The organism is Pseudomonas sp. PA-1-3F (assembly GCF_021609665.1).
Lineage (GTDB): Bacteria > Pseudomonadota > Gammaproteobacteria > Pseudomonadales > Pseudomonadaceae > Aquipseudomonas > Aquipseudomonas paracarnis.
Genome location: NZ_WJZD01000014.1, coordinates 18,627 through 36,419, shown reverse-complemented (window position 1 = coordinate 36,419; position 17,793 = coordinate 18,627). Strand labels below are relative to the sequence as shown.

General features: G+C 62.2%; 15 protein-coding genes. All 15 read left to right on the top strand.

From position 1 onward, the window contains the following. The first annotated feature begins 35 nt into the window (after positions 1–35). Complete coding sequence (gene leuC / locus GIV26_RS11930; RefSeq protein WP_054922598.1) at positions 36–1,454, top strand: 3-isopropylmalate dehydratase large subunit; 1,419 nt, start codon at positions 36–38, stop codon at positions 1,452–1,454. A gap of 10 nt (positions 1,455–1,464) precedes the next feature. Beyond that, entirely contained in the window at positions 1,465–2,109 is a 645-nt protein-coding gene (gene leuD / locus GIV26_RS11925; protein ID WP_014719160.1) for a 3-isopropylmalate dehydratase small subunit, read from the top strand. Positions 2,110–2,253: 144 nt separating this feature from the next. Further along, positions 2,254–3,018 carry a class I SAM-dependent methyltransferase gene (locus GIV26_RS11920; protein ID WP_236280639.1) on the top strand — a complete coding sequence of 255 codons (765 nt, stop codon included), beginning with the start codon at positions 2,254–2,256 and terminating at the stop codon, positions 3,016–3,018. Between the two features lie 53 nt (positions 3,019–3,071). After that, positions 3,072–4,154: a 3-isopropylmalate dehydrogenase gene (gene leuB / locus GIV26_RS11915; protein WP_003192555.1), complete on the top strand. Its 1,083-nt coding sequence runs from the start codon at positions 3,072–3,074 to the stop codon at positions 4,152–4,154. A 64-nt stretch (positions 4,155–4,218) separates the two neighbouring features. Further along, a complete protein-coding gene (gene asd, locus GIV26_RS11910; protein WP_003192554.1) occupies positions 4,219–5,331 on the top strand; it encodes an aspartate-semialdehyde dehydrogenase in 1,113 nt (370 codons plus the stop codon). Positions 5,332–5,580: 249 nt separating this feature from the next. Further along, a complete protein-coding gene (locus tag GIV26_RS11905) occupies positions 5,581–6,591 on the top strand; it encodes an aspartate-semialdehyde dehydrogenase (protein ID WP_054922592.1) in 1,011 nt (336 codons plus the stop codon). Between the two features lie 161 nt (positions 6,592–6,752). Beyond that, positions 6,753–9,272 (top strand): FimV/HubP family polar landmark protein, encoded by a 2,520-nt coding sequence (locus GIV26_RS11900; RefSeq protein ID WP_054899005.1) that lies wholly within the window; start codon positions 6,753–6,755, stop codon positions 9,270–9,272. 243 nt (positions 9,273–9,515) lie between these two features. Beyond that, entirely contained in the window at positions 9,516–10,340 is an 825-nt protein-coding gene (truA, locus tag GIV26_RS11895) for a tRNA pseudouridine(38-40) synthase TruA (RefSeq protein ID WP_054898765.1), read from the top strand. Positions 10,341–10,403: 63 nt separating this feature from the next. Continuing rightward, positions 10,404–11,036, top strand: coding sequence for a phosphoribosylanthranilate isomerase (locus GIV26_RS11890; protein WP_034126238.1), 633 nt, complete (start codon positions 10,404–10,406; stop codon positions 11,034–11,036). Positions 11,037–11,281: 245 nt separating this feature from the next. Beyond that, positions 11,282–12,202: an acetyl-CoA carboxylase, carboxyltransferase subunit beta gene (accD, locus tag GIV26_RS11885; RefSeq protein ID WP_003192545.1), complete on the top strand. Its 921-nt coding sequence runs from the start codon at positions 11,282–11,284 to the stop codon at positions 12,200–12,202. Beyond that, positions 12,199–13,506: a bifunctional tetrahydrofolate synthase/dihydrofolate synthase gene (folC, locus tag GIV26_RS11880; protein WP_236280638.1), complete on the top strand. Its 1,308-nt coding sequence runs from the start codon at positions 12,199–12,201 to the stop codon at positions 13,504–13,506. The genes accD and folC overlap by 4 nt, the downstream gene beginning before the upstream one ends. Further along, positions 13,490–14,158 (top strand): SPOR domain-containing protein, encoded by a 669-nt coding sequence (locus tag GIV26_RS11875; RefSeq protein ID WP_054898767.1) that lies wholly within the window; start codon positions 13,490–13,492, stop codon positions 14,156–14,158. The genes folC and GIV26_RS11875 overlap by 17 nt, the downstream gene beginning before the upstream one ends. A 242-nt stretch (positions 14,159–14,400) precedes the next feature. Beyond that, a complete protein-coding gene (locus GIV26_RS11870) occupies positions 14,401–14,958 on the top strand; it encodes a CvpA family protein (protein WP_003192538.1) in 558 nt (185 codons plus the stop codon). Between the two features lie 41 nt (positions 14,959–14,999). Then, positions 15,000–16,505, top strand: coding sequence for an amidophosphoribosyltransferase (purF, locus tag GIV26_RS11865; RefSeq protein ID WP_003192537.1), 1,506 nt, complete (start codon positions 15,000–15,002; stop codon positions 16,503–16,505). Between the two features lie 65 nt (positions 16,506–16,570). After that, positions 16,571–17,782, top strand: a complete 1,212-nt coding sequence (locus tag GIV26_RS11860) for an O-succinylhomoserine sulfhydrylase (RefSeq protein ID WP_014719150.1) — start codon at positions 16,571–16,573, stop codon at positions 17,780–17,782. The last annotated feature ends 11 nt before the right edge of the window (positions 17,783–17,793 follow it).

Sequence of the window (17,793 nt, the reverse complement as noted above, 5' to 3'; positions counted from 1 at the left end):
CGGCGTATAGAAGCACCGCTGATGAGGACCGACTGATGGCCGGCAAAACGCTTTACGACAAGCTTTGGGATTCCCACGAAGTGAAACGTCGCGATGATGGATCGTCGCTGATCTACATCGACCGTCACATCATCCATGAAGTGACCTCGCCCCAAGCGTTCGAAGGCCTGCGACTGGCCGGGCGCAAGCCTTGGCGCGTCGACTCCATCATCGCCACGCCGGACCACAACGTGCCGACCACTCCTGAGCGCAAGGGCGGCATCGAAGCCATTGCCGACCAGGTTTCGCGGTTGCAGGTGCAGACCCTCGACGACTATTGCGACGAATACGGCATCACCGAATTCAAGATGAACGACGTGCGCCAAGGCATCGTCCACGTGATCGGCCCGGAGCAGGGTGCGACCTTGCCGGGCATGACCGTGGTCTGCGGTGACTCTCATACCTCCACCCATGGTGCGTTCGGCGCCCTGGCCCACGGCATCGGTACTTCCGAGGTGGAGCATGTGTTTGCCACCCAGTGCCTGGTGGCCAAGAAAATGAAGAACATGCTGGTACGCGTCGAAGGCCAATTGCCGTTTGGCGTGACCGCCAAGGACATCGTACTCGCCGTGATCGGCAAGATCGGCACCGCGGGCGGTAACGGCCATGCCATCGAGTTCGCCGGCAGTGCTATCCGCGAGCTGTCCATTGAAGGCCGCATGACCATTTGCAACATGTCCATCGAAGCCGGTGCCCGTGTGGGCATGGTGGCGGCGGACGAAAAAACCGTCGAATACGTCAAGGGCCGCCCGTTCGCGCCGCAAGGCGCCGATTGGGATGCCGCCGTCGAAGCGTGGAAAGACCTGGTGTCCGACGCCGATGCGGTGTTCGACACTGTGGTCGAACTTGACGCCGCGCAGATCAAGCCGCAAGTCAGCTGGGGCACTTCGCCCGAAATGGTTTTGGCCGTCGACCAGAACGTGCCGGACCCGGCCAAAGAGGCCGACCTGGTCAAGCGTGGCTCCATCGAGCGCGCCTTGAAATACATGGGGTTGACTGCCAACCAGGCGATCACCGACATCCAGTTGGACCGTGTGTTTATCGGTTCCTGCACCAACTCGCGTATCGAAGACCTGCGCGCCGCGGCGGTGATCGCCAAAGGCCGCAAGGTGGCCTCTACCATCAAACAAGCCATTGTGGTGCCAGGTTCCGGGCTGGTTAAAGCCCAGGCGGAAGCCGAAGGGCTGGACAAGATCTTCCTCGAAGCCGGTTTTGAATGGCGTGAGCCGGGCTGCTCGATGTGCCTGGCGATGAACCCGGATCGCCTGGAGTCGGGCGAGCATTGCGCGTCGACCTCCAACCGTAACTTCGAAGGGCGCCAAGGCGCGGGTGGGCGTACTCACCTGGTGAGCCCGGCCATGGCCGCCGCTGCTGCCGTCAACGGTCGTTTCATCGACGTTCGCGAATTGATCTGAGGAAAACCCGATGAGAGCTTTTACCCAACACACAGGCCTTGTAGCGCCGTTGGACCGTGCCAATGTGGACACCGACCAGATCATCCCAAAGCAATTCCTGAAGTCGATCAAGCGCACCGGTTTCGGCCCCAACCTGTTCGATGAGTGGCGCTACCTGGACGTGGGCTACGCCTACCAGGACAACTCCAAGCGCCCTCTGAACAAGGACTTTGTGCTCAACGCCGAGCGTTACCAAGGCGCCAGCGTGTTGCTGGCCCGGGAAAACTTCGGCTGCGGCTCCAGCCGCGAGCACGCGCCTTGGGCCCTGGAAGAGTACGGCTTTCGCAGCATCATCGCGCCGAGCTACGCCGATATCTTCTTCAACAACAGCTTCAAGAACGGCCTGTTGCCGATCATCTTGAGCGACGCTGAAGTGGACGAGTTGTTCCAGCAAGTGGAGGCCAATGTCGGCTACCAGTTGACGGTGGACCTGGCCGCGCAAACCGTGACCCGCCCGGATGGCAAAGTGTACCACTTTGAAGTGGATGCCTTCCGTAAGCACTGCCTGATCAACGGCCTGGACGACATTGGCCTGACCTTGCAGGACGGCGATGCGATTGCTGCGTTTGAAACCAGGCACCGGGCGAGCCAGCCCTGGCTGTTTCGCGATGCCTGATTTGCGGTAACCGTGCGGGCCCCATCGCGGGCAAGCCCGCTCCCACAGGGATCGAGGTTCGCCTGAGCACCTCGGTCAACGGTGGGAGCTGGCTTGCCTGCGATAGCGCCAGTGCAACCACCACAAACCCCAAGGAAAGCCACCATGACCACCACCGCCCACACCCAAGTCGTGCAAAAACAATTCGGCGAGCAAGCCTCGGCCTACCTGAGCAGCGCCGTACACGCCCAGGGCACCGAATTCGCACTGCTACAGGCCGAACTGGCCGGGCAGGGCGCTGCACGCCTGCTGGACCTGGGCTGCGGTGCCGGTCATGTCAGCTTTCATGTGGCGCCTCTGGTCAAAGAAGTGGTGGCCTACGACTTGTCCCAGCCTATGCTCGACGTGGTGGCCGCCGCCGCCAAAGACCGCAACCTGGACAACATCCGCACCGTGCACGGCGCCGCCGAGCGCCTGCCGTTCGCCGATGGCGAATTCGACTTCGTGTTCAGCCGTTATTCGGCCCATCACTGGAGCGACCTCGGCCTGGCCCTGCGTGAAGTGCGCCGTGTGCTCAAGCCGGGTGGCGTGGCGGCGTTTGTGGATGTCTTGTCACCGGGCAGCCCGCTGTTGGACACTTACCTGCAAACCGTCGAAGTGCTGCGCGACACCAGCCATGTACGTGACTATTCCGGCGCCGAGTGGATGCGCCAGTTGAGTGAGGCTGGCCTGCACGTGCGCAGCAGCAGTCGCCAGCGCTTGCGCCTGGAGTACACCTCGTGGGTTGAACGCATGCGCACGCCAGAGGTACTGCGTGCAGCAATCCTTGAGCTGCAAAAGGCGATGGGCCAGGAAGTACGTGATTATTACGAAGTTCAAGCCGACGGCACCTTCAGCACCGATGTGCTGGTGGTCTTCGCCGAACGCTGATTGATTTTTCCCGACCTGCCCACGGGCGGGTCGCTTGATGAAATGAGGAACCCATGAGCAAGCAGATTCTGATTCTCCCTGGCGACGGTATTGGGCCGGAAATCATGGCCGAAGCGGTCAAGGTCCTTGAGCTTGCCAACAGCAAGTACAGCCTGGGCTTCGAGCTGAGCCACGACGTGATCGGCGGCGCTGCCATCGACAAGCACGGCGTGCCGCTGGCTGACGAGACCCTCGACCGCGCCCGGGCTGCCGATGCGGTACTGCTCGGCGCCGTGGGTGGGCCGAAATGGGACAAGATCGAGCGTGACATCCGCCCTGAGCGCGGCTTGCTGAAGATTCGTGCGCAACTGGGCCTATTCGGTAACCTGCGCCCGGCCATCCTCTACCCGCAACTGGCTGACGCGTCGAGCCTCAAGCCGGAAGTGGTGGCGGGCCTGGATATCCTCATCGTGCGTGAGCTGACCGGCGGTATCTACTTCGGCTCGCCACGGGGCGTGCGCGAGTTGGAAAATGGTGAGCGTCAGGCCTATGACACGCTGCCATACAGCGAGAGCGAAATCCGCCGTATCGCCCGTGTCGGTTTCGACATGGCGCGCGTGCGCGGCAAAAAAGTCTGCTCGGTGGACAAGGCCAATGTGCTGGCTTCCAGCCAACTGTGGCGTGAAATCGTCGAAGAAGTCGCCAAGGATTATCCGGACGTCGAACTGAGCCACATGTACGTCGACAACGCCGCCATGCAACTGGTGCGCGCACCCAAGCAGTTCGACGTGATTGTCACCGACAACCTGTTCGGCGACATCCTGTCCGACCAGGCGTCGATGCTCACCGGTTCCATCGGCATGCTGCCGTCGGCGTCCCTGGACACCAATAACAAAGGCATGTACGAGCCGTGCCACGGTTCGGCGCCAGACATCGCGGGGCAGGGCATTGCCAACCCGCTGGCGACGATTTTGTCGGTGTCGATGATGCTGCGCTACAGCTTCAACCTGGGCGATGCGGCGGACGCAATCGAGAAGGCCGTCAGCCTGGTGCTGGATCAGGGCTTGCGCACCGGCGATATCTGGTCCCAGGGTTGCACCAAGGTCGGGACGCAAGAAATGGGCGACGCAGTAGTCGCCGCGCTGCGGAATCTGTAATCTCTCGGGCCCGCTTGCAGTTGTTGCTGCAAGGCGGCCCACTTTTTAACAAGGTGTAGTTGCGATGAAACGTGTAGGTCTGATCGGTTGGCGCGGTATGGTCGGTTCCGTGCTCATGCAGCGGATGCTGGAAGAGCAGGATTTCGATCTTATTGAGCCGGTGTTTTTCACCACTTCGAACGTAGGTGGCCAAGGGCCGTCCGTGGGCAAGGATATTGCCCCGCTCAAGGATGCCTACAGCATTGAAGAGTTGAAGAGCCTCGACGTGATCCTGACCTGCCAGGGTGGCGACTACACCAGCGAAGTCTTCCCCAAGCTGCGCGAAGCCGGCTGGCAGGGTTACTGGATCGACGCCGCTTCGAGCCTGCGCATGCAGGACGACGCGGTGATCATCCTCGACCCGGTCAACCGCAAGGTCATCGACCAGCAACTGGACGCCGGTACCAAGAACTATGTGGGCGGCAACTGCACCGTCAGCCTGATGCTGATGGGCCTGGGCGGCCTGTTCGAAGCGGGCCTGGTGGAGTGGATGAGCGCGATGACCTATCAGGCGGCCTCCGGTGCCGGCGCGCAGAACATGCGTGAACTGATCAAGCAGATGGGCGCGACCCACGCCGCTGTCGCCGATCAACTGGCTGACCCGGCCAGCGCGATCCTCGATATCGACCGCCGTGTGGCCGAGGCCATGCGCAGCGATGCTTACCCGACCGAGAACTTCGGCGTGCCATTGGCCGGTAGCCTGATCCCGTGGATCGACAAGGAACTGCCTAACGGTCAGAGTCGCGAAGAGTGGAAGGCCCAGGCCGAAACCAACAAGATCCTGGGGCGTTTCAAGAACCCGATCCCGGTGGATGGCATCTGCGTGCGCATTGGCGCCATGCGTTGCCACAGCCAGGCGCTGACCATCAAGCTGAACAAAGACGTGCCGATCGCCGATATCGAAGGGCTGATCAGCCAGCACAACCCCTGGGTCAAGCTGGTGCCGAACAACCGCGATATCAGCATGCAGGAGCTGAGCCCGACCAAGGTCACCGGCACCCTGAATGTGCCGGTGGGCCGCCTGCGCAAGCTGAACATGGGCAGCCAGTTCCTTGGCGCGTTCACCGTTGGCGACCAACTGCTGTGGGGCGCGGCTGAGCCGTTGCGTCGCATGTTGCGGATTTTGCTGGAGCGTTGATCGCTTGAGGCAATAACAGAAACCCGCGTTCTGGTGACAGGCGCGGGTTTTTTGTTGCCCTTGTGATCGTTCCCACGCTCTGCGTGGGAATGCAGCTCTGGACGCTCTGCGTCTGCTTTAGAGGCGTGACGCGGAGCGTCACAGGAGGCGTTCCCACGCAGAGCGCGGGAACGATCAGGGGGGCTGTAATTGCCTCACCCTCTACCACCCGGTAAAGTGCCGCTCCCCCGTAATGCCCGAGGCAATCCCATGACCCAGACCTTTGAAATCGCCGTGATCGGCGCTACCGGTACCGTTGGCGAAACCCTGGTGCAGATTCTCGAAGAGCTGGAGTTCCCGGTGGGCACCTTGTACCTGCTGGCGGGTAGCAACTCGGCGGGGGCTTCGGTGCCGTTTCGGGGCAAGAACGTGCGGGTCAAAGAGGTCGACACGTTTGATTTCAGCAAGGTGCAGTTGGCGTTCTTCGCTGCAGGCCCCGCGGTGACCCTGAGCTTCGCCCCGCGTGCCACCGCCGCTGGCTGCGCGGTGATCGACTTGTCTGGCGCATTGCCCGCCGAGCAGGCGCCGCAAGTGGTGCCGCAGGCCAACGCCCATGTGCTGGGCGCGTTGAAAAAGCCTTTCCAGCTCGGCAGCCCGAGCCCTTGTGCCACCTACCTCGCGGTGGTGCTGGCACCGTTGCGCAATGTAGTGGACATCCAGCGCGTGAGCGTCACCGCCAACCTGGCCATCTCTGCCCAGGGCCGCGAGGCCGTCAGCGAGTTGGCGCGCCAGACTGCCGAACTGCTGAACGTGCGTCCCTTGGAGCCAGCGTTCTTCGATCGGCAAGTGGCGTTCAACCTGCTCGCGCAAGTCGGCACGCCAGACGTCCAAGGTCATACCGCCCTGGAGAAGCGCCTCGTACACGAACTGCGTGCGGTGCTGGAAACACCTTTACTAAAGATTTCCGCCACCTGCGTTCAAGCCCCGGTGTTTTTCGGCGATAGCCTGACTGTGTCGCTGCAACTGGCCGCGCCGGTCGACCTGGCCGCGGTGAACCGCGCCCTCGACGCGGCGCCGGGAATCGAGCTGGTCGAGGAGGGCGATTACCCCACAGCCGTAGGCGATGCCGTCGGCCAGGACGTGGTGTACGTCGGGCGAGTTCGCGCAGGTATCGACGACCCGGCGGAACTAAATCTTTGGTTGACGTCAGATAACGTACGCAAAGGCTCGGCCCTGAACGCCGTGGAACTGGCGCAGTTGTTGATAAAAGACCTTGTGTAAAAGATACTTGGCGGCAATTTGTAGATTGATTCTAGCCAGGCGCTATGCTTGGTCCCAAGTGAAACACAAGCGCGTCGGTGACCTATCGGCTCGCCATGCCTTATGGCAGCGGTTACCAACCTTCTCGCAGAGCGGGAAGTGTTCAAACAAAGGATGAGGCTATGGTTCAAGTTCGCAAACTGGTGTTAGCAATAGCGGCCGCCTCGGCGCTGTCCTCCGGTATGGCGCAGGCGCTGCAACTTGGGGAGATGACCCTCAAGTCGAAGTTGAACCAGCCGCTGTCGGTGGAAATCGAATTGCGCGATGTGGGCGGCCTCACGGCGTCCGAGATCACCCCCAGCCTGGCTTCGGCCCAGGCCTTCGTGGATGCGGGTGTCGACCGCCAGGCGTTTCTCGATGACCTGACGTTCACGCCGGTGATCAACCCCGAAGGTCGCAGCGTGGTACGTGTGACCTCCAGCAAGCCGCTGCCCGATTCCTACGTGCGTTTCCTCATGCAGGTGCAATGGCCCAATGGCCGCTTGATGCGTGACTACAGTGTGCTGCTCGACCCGGCCAAGTTTGACCAGCCGGCACCGACTGCCAGCGCGCCGGCCAGCTCTGCGCCTGCCACTGGCACGCTTGCCCGGCACACCACCACGCCCCACGATACCTTGTGGGAGATTGCCGCGAAGAACCGTCACGGCGCCTCGGTCCAGCAAACGATGTTGGCTATCCAGGCGCTTAACCCGGATGCCTTTGTCGACGGCAACATCAACCGCCTGAAAACCGGCCAGGTGCTACGCCTGCCGGATATCACCCAAAGTACAGCCCTGGCCCAGCCGCAAGCGATTGCCGAAGTGAGTGCGCAGAACGCAGCCTGGCGCCAGCGCCAGCGTAGTCCTCAGGGGCAAGTGGCTGGTAAGCCGCAGTTGGATGCAACCCGGCGCACCCAGGCCGGCAATGCGCCGTCGAGCACCCAGGCCAAGGACAATTTGAGTCTGGTATCGGCGCAAGCCGCCAAGAAAGGTGGCAAAGGCGCAGCTGGGGACAGCCGCGCCCTGAGCGACAAGCTGGCGATGACCCAGGAAGAGCTCGACACCACGCGGCGCGACAACGAAGAACTGAAAAGCCGTGCCGCCGACCTGCAAAGCCAGCTGGACAAGCTGCAGAAGCTGATCCAGCTGAAGAATGACCAATTGGCTCGTTTGCAGGCGCAAACCGGTGAGCCCGCCGCGATCCCCGCACAGTTGCCCGGTGAGCCTGCAGCCGAGCCTGCGGCCCCTGTTGCAACGCCAGCGCCAGCGCCTGAACCTGTCAAGCCGGCTGCCGCGCCGGCCAGTACCGAAGGCAAGTTCAATGATCTGCTGACCAACCCGATTGTGCTCGGCATCCTTGGCGGTGCGGCCCTGCTGGTGGTGCTGCTGCTTCTGCTGCTATGGGCTCGCCATCGCAATGCTCGCCGTGAAGAAGAGAAGCATCTGCGCATGGCTCGGGCGTTGGCCGAAGAGCCTGAGTTCGTTTCCAATATCGATCAAGACCTGCCGCCTGACAGCTTCGAGGGCCTTGAAGTGCCGCCGCCGAGCGTCAAGCTCGCCACCGCAGTGGCGCCAGCAGCCGCACCCGCGCCAGCCCCGGTGGTCGAGACGGTTGTGGCGCCGACGGTCGCCTCCGTGCTGGCGCCGTTGGCGGTTGCCGTGGCTCAGGAAAATTCCAGCGACGCCCTGGCCCAGGCCCAATCCCATATTGACCGTGGCCACCTGAACCAGGCGGCGGATGTGCTTGAACAAGCCATCAAGCACGAGCCCAAGCGCAGTGACCTGCGTTTGAAGCTGATGGAAGTCTATGGCCTGCAGAACAACAAGGACGGGTTCGTCACCCAGGAGCGCCAGTTGGTGGCCAACGGTGAGAACCATGCCCAGGTCGAGCAGCTCAAGGCGCGCTTCCCGGCCATGGCCGTGTTGGCGGCGGGTGTCAGTGCCGCAGTGGCCGCCGCAGCCCTGGATGCGCAATACGTCAAGGACCTGCTCGACGACAAGCCGGCCTCGGCTGCGCAGGCAGACACCTTCGACACCGATTTCGACTTGAGCCTGGATGACCTGGAAGCCGCCTCGCCGGCCGAGATCGCGCAAGACCAGCAAACCTTTGAAACATTGCTCAAACAACAGACCGAGTCTAAGGCCGACGCACAGGACCTGTCGGACTTTGACCTGGACCTGCAGCTGGACCCGCCCGCGTCGCAAACCGATGACGACTTCCTGTCGGGCCTTGAAGAGCAGATCAAGGATGTACCGCCGGTGGAGCCGCCGACCCTGACGCCGGCTGCGCTGGACGAATTCGACCTGCCGGAAGACTTTGACCTGTCGCTGGCGGACGAGCCGAGCAAGCCTGCGGCCAAGCCCGATGCCTTCGCGTCGGAGCTGGACGACGTCAACGCTGAACTGGATCGATTGTCCCAGAGCCTGGAACATCCGCCGATCGAGCCTTCCTTCACGGCTGAAGATGCCGCGCTGGGTGCTGAGGATGAGCCGGATTTCGACTTCCTCTCGGGCACCGATGAAGTGGCTACCAAGCTCGACCTGGCCCAGGCCTATATCGACATGGGCGATGCTGACGGCGCGCGAGACATCCTGTCCGAGGTGCTGACCGAAGGCAACGAAGGTCAGCGTGGCGAAGCCAAGGAAATGCTCGGCCGAATCTAACGGCCGAGGCAGAAAAATGTGGGAGCGGGCTTGTTGTGGCGAGGGAGCTTGCTCCCGCTGGGGTGCGTAGCGCCCCTGAAAAGCGGGCTCCAGCTGCGCTGTCGAACGGGAGCAAGCTCCCTCGCCACAAAAACCCCAGATTAAAAGCCCCCTCTCATGCACCCTGACGCCCTATAATGCCCGCCTTTGCGCAACTCATCAGGCTCACAGTTCTTGGCAAATATAGATAACGCGGCTGCCGAAATGGCGGCCGCAGGCTTTTACCGCATCGCCCTGGGCGTGGAATACAAAGGCTCGCGCTATCGCGGCTGGCAGCGTCAGGCCTCCGGGGTGCTGACGGTGCAGGAAACCCTGGAAAACGCCCTGTCCAAAGTCGCCAACTCGCCGGTGTCGCTGATGTGTGCCGGGCGTACCGATGCCGGCGTACACGCGTGTGGCCAAGTGGTGCACTTCGACACCCAGGCCGAGCGGTCGATGAAGGCGTGGGTGATGGGGGCTAATATCAATTTGCCCCATGATGTCAGTGTCAGCTGGGCCAAGGTCATGCCGGCGCATTTTCACGCCCGTTTCAAGGCCATCGCCCGCCGTTACCGCTACGTGATCTACAACGATCAGATCCGCCCGGCGCACCTCAATGAAGAAATCACCTGGAACCACCGCCCGCTGGATGCCGAGCGCATGGCCGAGGCCGCGCAGCATTTGGTCGGGGTGCATGACTTCAGCGCGTTCCGTGCCGGGCAGTGCCAGGCCAAGTCGCCGATCAAGGAAGTCCACCACCTGCGGGTGACGCGCCACGGCAAGATGATTGTGCTGGATATCCGTGCAGGTGCCTTCCTGCATCACATGGTGCGCAACATCGCTGGCGTGCTGATGACCATCGGCACCGGTGAGCGCCCGGTGGAGTGGGCCAAGGAAGTGCTGGATAGCCGCATTCGCCGCACGGGCGGGGTCACGGCGCATCCGTTCGGCCTTTACCTGGTGGATGTGGAGTACCGCGACGAGTTCGAATTGCCGGAACGCTTTATCGGGCCGCACTTCCTCACCGGTTTCAGCGAACTTGGCGGCTGACGCCCGGAAAAGCTTTTGTTACCATCCGGGACTTTCTCGGTCCAACCCTGAGGTTCCTACGACATGTCAGCCGTTCGCAGCAAGATTTGCGGGATTACCCGCATAGAAGACGCGCTGGCGGCAGTCGAAGCGGGGGCGGATGCCATTGGCCTGGTGTTTTATGCCAAGAGCCCACGGGCGGTGAATGTGCTGCAGGCGCGGGCGATCATCGCTGCATTGCCGCCCTTCGTGACCACCGTGGGGTTGTTCGTCAACGCCAGCCGCTGCGAGCTCAACGAAACCCTGGATGCGGTGCCGCTGGATATGTTGCAGTTCCATGGCGACGAATCGCCAGAGGAATGCGAAAGCTATCAGCGCCCGTACATCAAGGCGTTGCGAGTCAAGGCTGGGGATGATATCGCCGCAGCCTGCGCCGCTTATACCGGCGCTCGCGGGATTCTGTTGGACACCTACGTCGAAGGCGTACCTGGTGGCACGGGCGAGGCGTTCGACTGGACGCTGATTCCCGAGGGGTTGAGCAAGCCGGTCATTCTCGCGGGTGGGCTCACTCCAGCGAATGTCCAGGCGGCCATCGAACAGGTCCGGCCGTATGCCGTGGACGTCAGCGGTGGGGTGGAGCAGGGCAAGGGGATCAAGGACCCGAGCAAGATTCGCGCGTTCATGCAGGCCGTGCGCAACAGCAGGGGTGGGATGTGACGGCTGGCAGTCTGCCGCCGTCCATAACTACCACTGTGTAAAACAGCCCGGCGCTGCCTGTGGGTGGCCCGGAAACGAAGTGGCAACCCTGCGCTGGCAGGTTGTCTGGAAGGCTGAGGATACGGGCGGGAAATGGCAGGTCCAACGTCTGACCCCGTCCCGCCTGTGTCATCGCCACATATGAATTTAGCTCAAGGGCATACGCGGGGCTGTGTTCAAGCCACCGGTACTGGAGAAAAGAAAGCATGAGCAACTGGTTAGTAGACAAACTGATCCCTTCGATCATGCGTTCCGAGGTGAAGAAAAGCTCGGTTCCTGAAGGTCTGTGGCACAAATGCCCATCCTGCGACGCGGTGCTGTATCGCCCGGAGCTGGAAAAGACCCTGGACGTTTGCCCCAAGTGCAACCACCACATGCGTATTGGCGCACGCGCTCGTATCGACATCTTCCTGGATGCCGATGGCCGTAATGAGCTGGGTGCCGACCTGGAGCCGGTTGACCGTCTCAAGTTCCGCGACAGCAAGAAGTACAAGGACCGCCTGGTCGGCGCACAGAAGCAGACTGGCGAGAAAGACGCGCTGATTTCGGTCAGCGGCAAGCTGCTGGGCATGCCGGTAGTAGTCTCGGCCTTCGAATTCTCCTTCATGGGCGGTTCCATGGGTGCCATCGTCGGTGAGCGCTTTGTTCGCGCTGCCAACTATGCCCTGGAAAATCGTTGCCCAATGATCTGCTTCGCCGCCTCCGGTGGTGCGCGTATGCAGGAAGCCCTGATTTCCCTGATGCAAATGGCCAAGACCTCGGCGGTACTGGCGCGTCTGCGTGAAGAAGGCATTCCGTTCATCTCTGTACTGACCGACCCGGTCTACGGCGGCGTCTCCGCCAGCCTGGCGATGTTGGGCGATGTGATCGTTGGCGAGCCTAAAGCCCTGATCGGTTTTGCCGGCCCGCGCGTAATCGAGCAGACCGTGCGGGAAAAACTGCCGGAAGGCTTCCAGCGCAGCGAGTTCCTGCTGGAGCACGGTGCGATCGACCTGATCATTCCGCGTGGCGAACTGCGCCCGCGCCTGGGCAGCCTGCTCGCGCAAATGATGGGCTTGCCGACGCCTGTGTACATCGCGCCTAAGGTCGAGCCGATCGTCGTGCCGCCGGTGCCAGCAAACCTATGACCCAACGTACCCTGGGCGAATGGCTCGCCTACCTTGAGCAGTTGCATCCGTCCGCCATCGACATGGGCCTGGAGCGCTCGCAACAGGTAGCGGCCCGCCTCGGGTTGGGCCAGCCGGCACCGCGTGTGATCACGGTGACCGGCACCAACGGCAAAGGCTCCACCTGTGCCTTTGTCGCCGCGCTGTTGCAGGCCCAGGGCCTCAAAGTCGGCGTGTACAGTTCGCCGCACCTGCTGCGCTACAACGAGCGGGTGCAGCTCAATGGCGTCGAAGCCACTGATGCCCAGCTGTGCGAAGCCTTCGCAGCCCTGGAAGCCGGGCGTGGCGACATTTCCCTGACCTATTTCGAGATGGGCACCCTGGCGGCGTTCTGGCTGTTCGAGCGTGCGCAACTGGATGTGGTCGTGCTGGAAGTCGGCCTCGGCGGGCGCCTGGATACTGTCAACGTGGTGGATGCCGACCTGGCCCTGGTAACCAGCATTGGTGTCGATCATGCCGATTACCTGGGCAATACCCGCGAATCGGTGTCTTTTGAAAAGGCCGGGATCTTCCGCCAGGGCCGTCCGGCGCTGTGTGGTGACCTGGACCCGCCGCAACCCTTGCTCGACAGGGCGCGCGAACTGGATTGCCTGTTCTACCTGCGGGGTCGCGAGTTCACCCTGGACATCGGCCACACCCATTGGCAATGGCGTGGGCAGGATGCACGTGGCCAACGGGTAGAGCTGCTTGATTTGCCGTTGCTGAACCTGCCGATGGAAAACGCCGCGCTCGCGCTGCAAGCCTATTTGCTGCTGGACCTGCCGTGGGACGCCGCGCAGATCGCGGCGACCTTGCTGGCAACGAAAGTGGTGGGGCGCCTCGATCGCCGAACCTTCGACTGGCAAGGCAAGCGCCTGAGCCTGATGTTGGATGTAGGCCATAACCCCCATGCTGCGCAGTACCTGGCTGAGCGTCTGGCGCGTACGCCGCCGGTGGGGCGTCGCCTGGCGGTGTTCGGGTTGTTGGTCGACAAGGACCTGGACGGCGTGGTTGCGCCACTGCTGGGCAGCGTCCAGTCTTGGGCCGTTGCGCCGCTGGACACGCCACGCAGCCGTCCTGCGGTTGAGTTGGAAACTGCCTTGCAGAACCTTGGCGCGCCGGTGACGTCGTATGCAAGCGTCACTGCAGCCCTGGAGGCGCAGTGTGCGGTAGCGACGGCCGAGGACGAAATCCTGTTGTTCGGATCATTTTATTGTGTTGCCGAGGCGCTTGAATGGCTGGCCCGGCGCTCCACGGAGGAAGCTGCACATGGCATTACTGGATAGCGCATACAAGCAGCGAATGGTCGGGGCCCTGGTGCTGGTGGCGTTGGCGGTAATCTTTTTGCCGATGCTGTTTTCCCGCCAGGACGAACAGCGCCAGGTGGTGGTTGAAGCTCCCGCTGCGCCCCAGGCGCCGGTGGTGCCGCAGGTTCAGGTCGAACCGGTGGTCGTGCCTGAGCCTCAGGTGTTGCCGCAAGAGCCTGTGCCCGTCGAGGAGGAGGTCGTCACACAGCAGGCGCCTTCACAGGCCCCTTCGATGCCGGTGCAGCCAAGTGTGCCGGTGGTCAAGCCAACGCCAGCCCCGGCTGTCGCCGCCAAACCGGCTGCACCGGCGCCAGCGCCCAAGCCGGTAGCGCCGCAGCCTGCAGCGCCTGGCAAGCCGGATGTGGGGCAGAGTCGCATCGACCCTAATGGCCTGCCGGTCAGTTGGTCGATCCAGCTGGCCAGCCTGGCCAATCGCGAAAGTGCCGACGCCTTGCAGAAAAAGCTGCGTGCCCAGGGGTATAACGCTTATATCCGCAGCGCTGACGGCAAGAATCGTGTGTTTGTCGGGCCGCTGATCGAGCGTGCGGAGGCAGATCGCCTGCGCGACTTGCTGGGTCGTCAGCAGAACCTCAACGGGTTTGTGGTGCGTTTCCAGCCCGAGCGCGGCTGAACGGGCAATAGGCTCTAAATGTGGGAGCTGGCTTGCCTGCGATGGCGGTGGTTCAATCGACAACGATGTCGAATGTGCCGCCCTCATCGCAGGCAAGCCAGCTCCCACATTGATTTATGGTGGGCTTGAAATGGCGTTCACACCGCCCAATCTATTGATTTGCAAAGCAGCCGCAATCACCGCTTACCGATAGCCCGGCGCTCTGCTAAAATGCGCCGCCTTATCCGTACGTAGGCTGCACTGTGCCATTTACCTGGGTTGATTGGGCGATCGTTGCAATCGTCGCCATCTCCGCTTTGATCAGTCTGAGCCGCGGCTTCGTAAAAGAAGCACTGTCGTTGCTGACCTGGATCATCGCAGGAGTCGTAGCCTGGATGTTCGGTGGTTCACTGTCGGTCTACTTGGCCGGGTACATAGAGACACCTTCGGCTCGCGTCATCGCGGGCTGCGCCATCATGTTCATCGCCACGCTGTTGGTGGGGGCAATGGTCAATTATCTTATTGGCGAGTTGATACGTGTCACCGGCCTCTCCGGGACCGATCGATTTCTCGGCATGGCCTTCGGGGCTGCGCGTGGCGCGTTGCTGGTGGTCGTGGCGGTCGGGCTGTTGAGCCTGGGGCCGGTACAGCAGGATTCGTGGTGGCAGGAGTCGGTACTCGTGCCAAAATTTCTATTGGTTGCAGACTGGTCCAAGAACCTCATCCTGGGGTGGAGCAGTCAGTGGCTGGCCAGCGGAATCAGCGTACCCGCTGATCTTCCGTTCAAGGAGCACCTCTTACCGGCCAAAACGCCTCAGTAAGCTGTGTTCAGTCAAGATTCATTAAGTAGGGGTTGCGTCGCATGTGTGGCATCGTCGGTATCGTCGGTAAGTCGAACGTCAATCAGGCGCTGTATGACGCGCTAACCGTCCTCCAGCACCGCGGCCAGGACGCTGCCGGTATTGTGACCAGCCACGACGGCCGGTTATTCCTGCGCAAGGACAATGGCCTGGTGCGTGACGTGTTCCATCAGCGTCACATGCAGCGCCTCGTCGGGCACATGGGAATTGGCCATGTGCGCTACCCGACTGCCGGTAGCTCGACCTCGGCCGAAGCTCAACCGTTCTACGTCAACTCGCCTTACGGCATCACCTTGGCGCACAACGGTAACCTGACCAACGTTGAACAACTGGCCAAGGAGATCTACGAATCTGACCTGCGCCACGTCAACACCAGCTCCGATTCGGAAGTGCTGCTCAACGTGTTCGCCCACGAGCTGGCCCAGCGCGGCAAGCTGCAGCCGACCGAAGAAGACGTGTTCGCCGCCGTGATCGACGTGCACAACCGTTGCGTCGGTGGTTATGCGGTGGTGGCGATGATCACCGGTTACGGCATCGTTGGTTTCCGCGACCCCCACGGCATTCGCCCGATCGTGTTCGGCCAGCGTCACACCGACGAAGGCGTCGAGTACATGATCGCTTCCGAAAGCGTGTCCCTGGACGTGCTGGGCTTCACCCTGATCCGCGACCTGGCGCCGGGCGAGGCTGTCTACATTACTGAAGACGGCAAGCTGCACACCCGTCAGTGCGCCGTAGCGCCGAAACTCACCCCGTGCATCTTCGAACACGTCTACCTGGCGCGTCCGGATTCGATCATCGACGGCGTCTCGGTCTACAAGGCGCGCCTGCGCATGGGCGAGAAGCTGGCCGAGAAGATCCTGCGCGAGCGTCCCGAGCACGATATCGATGTGGTCATCCCGATCCCGGATACCAGCCGTACCGCTGCGCTGGAACTGGCCAACCACCTGGGCGTCAAGTTCCGCGAAGGCTTCGTGAAGAACCGCTACATCGGCCGTACCTTCATCATGCCCGGCCAGGCTGCACGCAAGAAATCGGTACGCCAGAAGCTCAACGCCATCGAGCTTGAGTTCCGCGGCAAGAACGTAATGCTGGTAGATGACTCCATCGTGCGGGGCACCACCTGCAAGCAGATCATCCAGATGGCCCGCGAAGCCGGGGCGAAGAACGTGTACTTCTGTTCCGCTGCGCCTGCGGTGCGTTACCCGAACGTGTACGGTATCGACATGCCGAGCGCCCATGAGCTGATCGCGCATAATCGTTCGACCCAGGACGTGGCCGACCTGATCGGCGCCGACTGGCTGATCTACCAGGACCTGCCGGACCTGATCGAAGCGGTTGGCGGTGGCAAGATCAAGATCGAGCAGTTCGACTGCGCCGTGTTCGACGGCAAGTACGTGACCGGCGATGTCGACGAGGCCTACCTGAACAAGATCGAGCAGGCGCGCAACGACTCGTCGAAGATCAAGACACAGGCGGTCAGCGCGATCATCGACCTGTATAACAACTGAGTAAACACCGGCCCTGAGGGGCCGGTTTTGTATCTTAAACAAAGAATTGAATAAGGAGTCGCAGCATGAGTCAGGAATGGGATGCCGGTCGGTTGGACAGCGACCTCGATGGCGTAGCTTTCGATACCCTGGCTGTGCGCGCCGGCCAGCACCGTACCCCGGAAGGTGAGCACGGCGACCCGATGTTCTTCACCTCCAGCTACGTGTTTCGTACTGCCGCCGACGCCGCTGCGCGGTTTGCTGGCGAAGTGCCGGGCAACGTGTATTCGCGCTACACCAACCCGACCGTGCGTGCGTTCGAAGAGCGCATTGCGGCCCTGGAAGGTGCCGAGCAGGCCGTGGCGACTGCCACCGGCATGGCGGCCATCCTGGCCGTGGTGATGAGCCTGTGCAGCGCCGGCGACCATGTGCTGGTATCGCGCAGCGTGTTCGGCTCGACCATCAGCCTGTTCGAGAAGTACTTCAAGCGTTTCGGTATTGAAGTCGATTACGTGCCCCTGGCGGACCTGTCCGGTTGGGAGGCGGCCATCAAGGCCAATACCAAGCTGTTGTTCGTCGAATCGCCGTCCAACCCGCTCGCTGAGCTGGTAGACATCGCCGCGCTGTCCGAAGTCGCGCATGCCAAGGGCGCCATGCTGGTGGTGGACAACTGCTTCTGCACCCCGGCCTTGCAGCAACCGCTGAAGCTGGGTGCGGACATTGTGGTTCACTCGGCAACCAAGTTCATCGACGGCCAGGGCCGTTGCATGGGCGGCGTGGTGGCCGGTCGCAGCGAGCAGATGAAGGAAGTGGTGGGCTTCCTGCGCACCGCCGGCCCGACCCTCAGCCCGTTCAACGCCTGGATCTTCCTCAAAGGCCTGGAAACCCTCAGCCTGCGCATGAAAGCCCATTGCGCCAACGCCCAGGCCCTGGCCGAGTGGCTGGAGCAGCAGGACGGTATCGAGAAGGTGCATTACGCCGGCCTCAAGAGTCACCCGCAACACGCCTTGGCCCAGCGCCAGCAGCGCGGTTTCGGTGCAGTGGTGAGTTTTGAAGTGAAGGGCGGCAAAGACGGCGCCTGGCGCTTCATCGACGCGACGCGCTTGATCTCCATTACCGCCAACCTGGGTGACAGCAAGACCACCATCACCCACCCGAGCACCACCTCCCACGGGCGCCTGGCGCCGCAGGAGCGTGAAGCGGCCGGCATCCGTGACAGCCTGATCCGCATTGCGGTGGGCCTGGAAGATGTCGCTGACTTGCAGGCAGACCTGGCCCGTGGGCTGGCGGCCTTGTGATCGAGTGGTCC

Excerpts from the sequence above, each read along its gene's own strand:
- leuB (WP_003192555.1), top strand. The coding sequence starts at position 3,072 with ATGAGCAAGCAGATTCTGATTCTCCCTGGCGACGGTATTGGGCCGGAA.
- GIV26_RS11900 (WP_054899005.1), top strand. The coding sequence starts at position 6,753 with ATGGTTCAAGTTCGCAAACTGGTGTTAGCAATAGCGGCCGCCTCGGCG.
- GIV26_RS11905 (WP_054922592.1), top strand. The coding sequence starts at position 5,581 with ATGACCCAGACCTTTGAAATCGCCGTGATCGGCGCTACCGGTACCGTT.
- GIV26_RS11920 (WP_236280639.1), top strand. The coding sequence starts at position 2,254 with ATGACCACCACCGCCCACACCCAAGTCGTGCAAAAACAATTCGGCGAG.
- GIV26_RS11890 (WP_034126238.1), top strand. The coding sequence starts at position 10,404 with ATGTCAGCCGTTCGCAGCAAGATTTGCGGGATTACCCGCATAGAAGAC.
- accD (WP_003192545.1), top strand. The coding sequence starts at position 11,282 with ATGAGCAACTGGTTAGTAGACAAACTGATCCCTTCGATCATGCGTTCC.
- GIV26_RS11860 (WP_014719150.1), top strand. The coding sequence starts at position 16,571 with ATGAGTCAGGAATGGGATGCCGGTCGGTTGGACAGCGACCTCGATGGC.
- leuC (WP_054922598.1), top strand. The coding sequence starts at position 36 with ATGGCCGGCAAAACGCTTTACGACAAGCTTTGGGATTCCCACGAAGTG.
- asd (WP_003192554.1), top strand. The coding sequence starts at position 4,219 with ATGAAACGTGTAGGTCTGATCGGTTGGCGCGGTATGGTCGGTTCCGTG.
- truA (WP_054898765.1), top strand. The coding sequence starts at position 9,516 with ATGGCGGCCGCAGGCTTTTACCGCATCGCCCTGGGCGTGGAATACAAA.
- purF (WP_003192537.1), top strand. The coding sequence starts at position 15,000 with ATGTGTGGCATCGTCGGTATCGTCGGTAAGTCGAACGTCAATCAGGCG.
- GIV26_RS11875 (WP_054898767.1), top strand. The coding sequence starts at position 13,490 with ATGGCATTACTGGATAGCGCATACAAGCAGCGAATGGTCGGGGCCCTG.
- folC (WP_236280638.1), top strand. The coding sequence starts at position 12,199 with ATGACCCAACGTACCCTGGGCGAATGGCTCGCCTACCTTGAGCAGTTG.
- leuD (WP_014719160.1), top strand. The coding sequence starts at position 1,465 with ATGAGAGCTTTTACCCAACACACAGGCCTTGTAGCGCCGTTGGACCGT.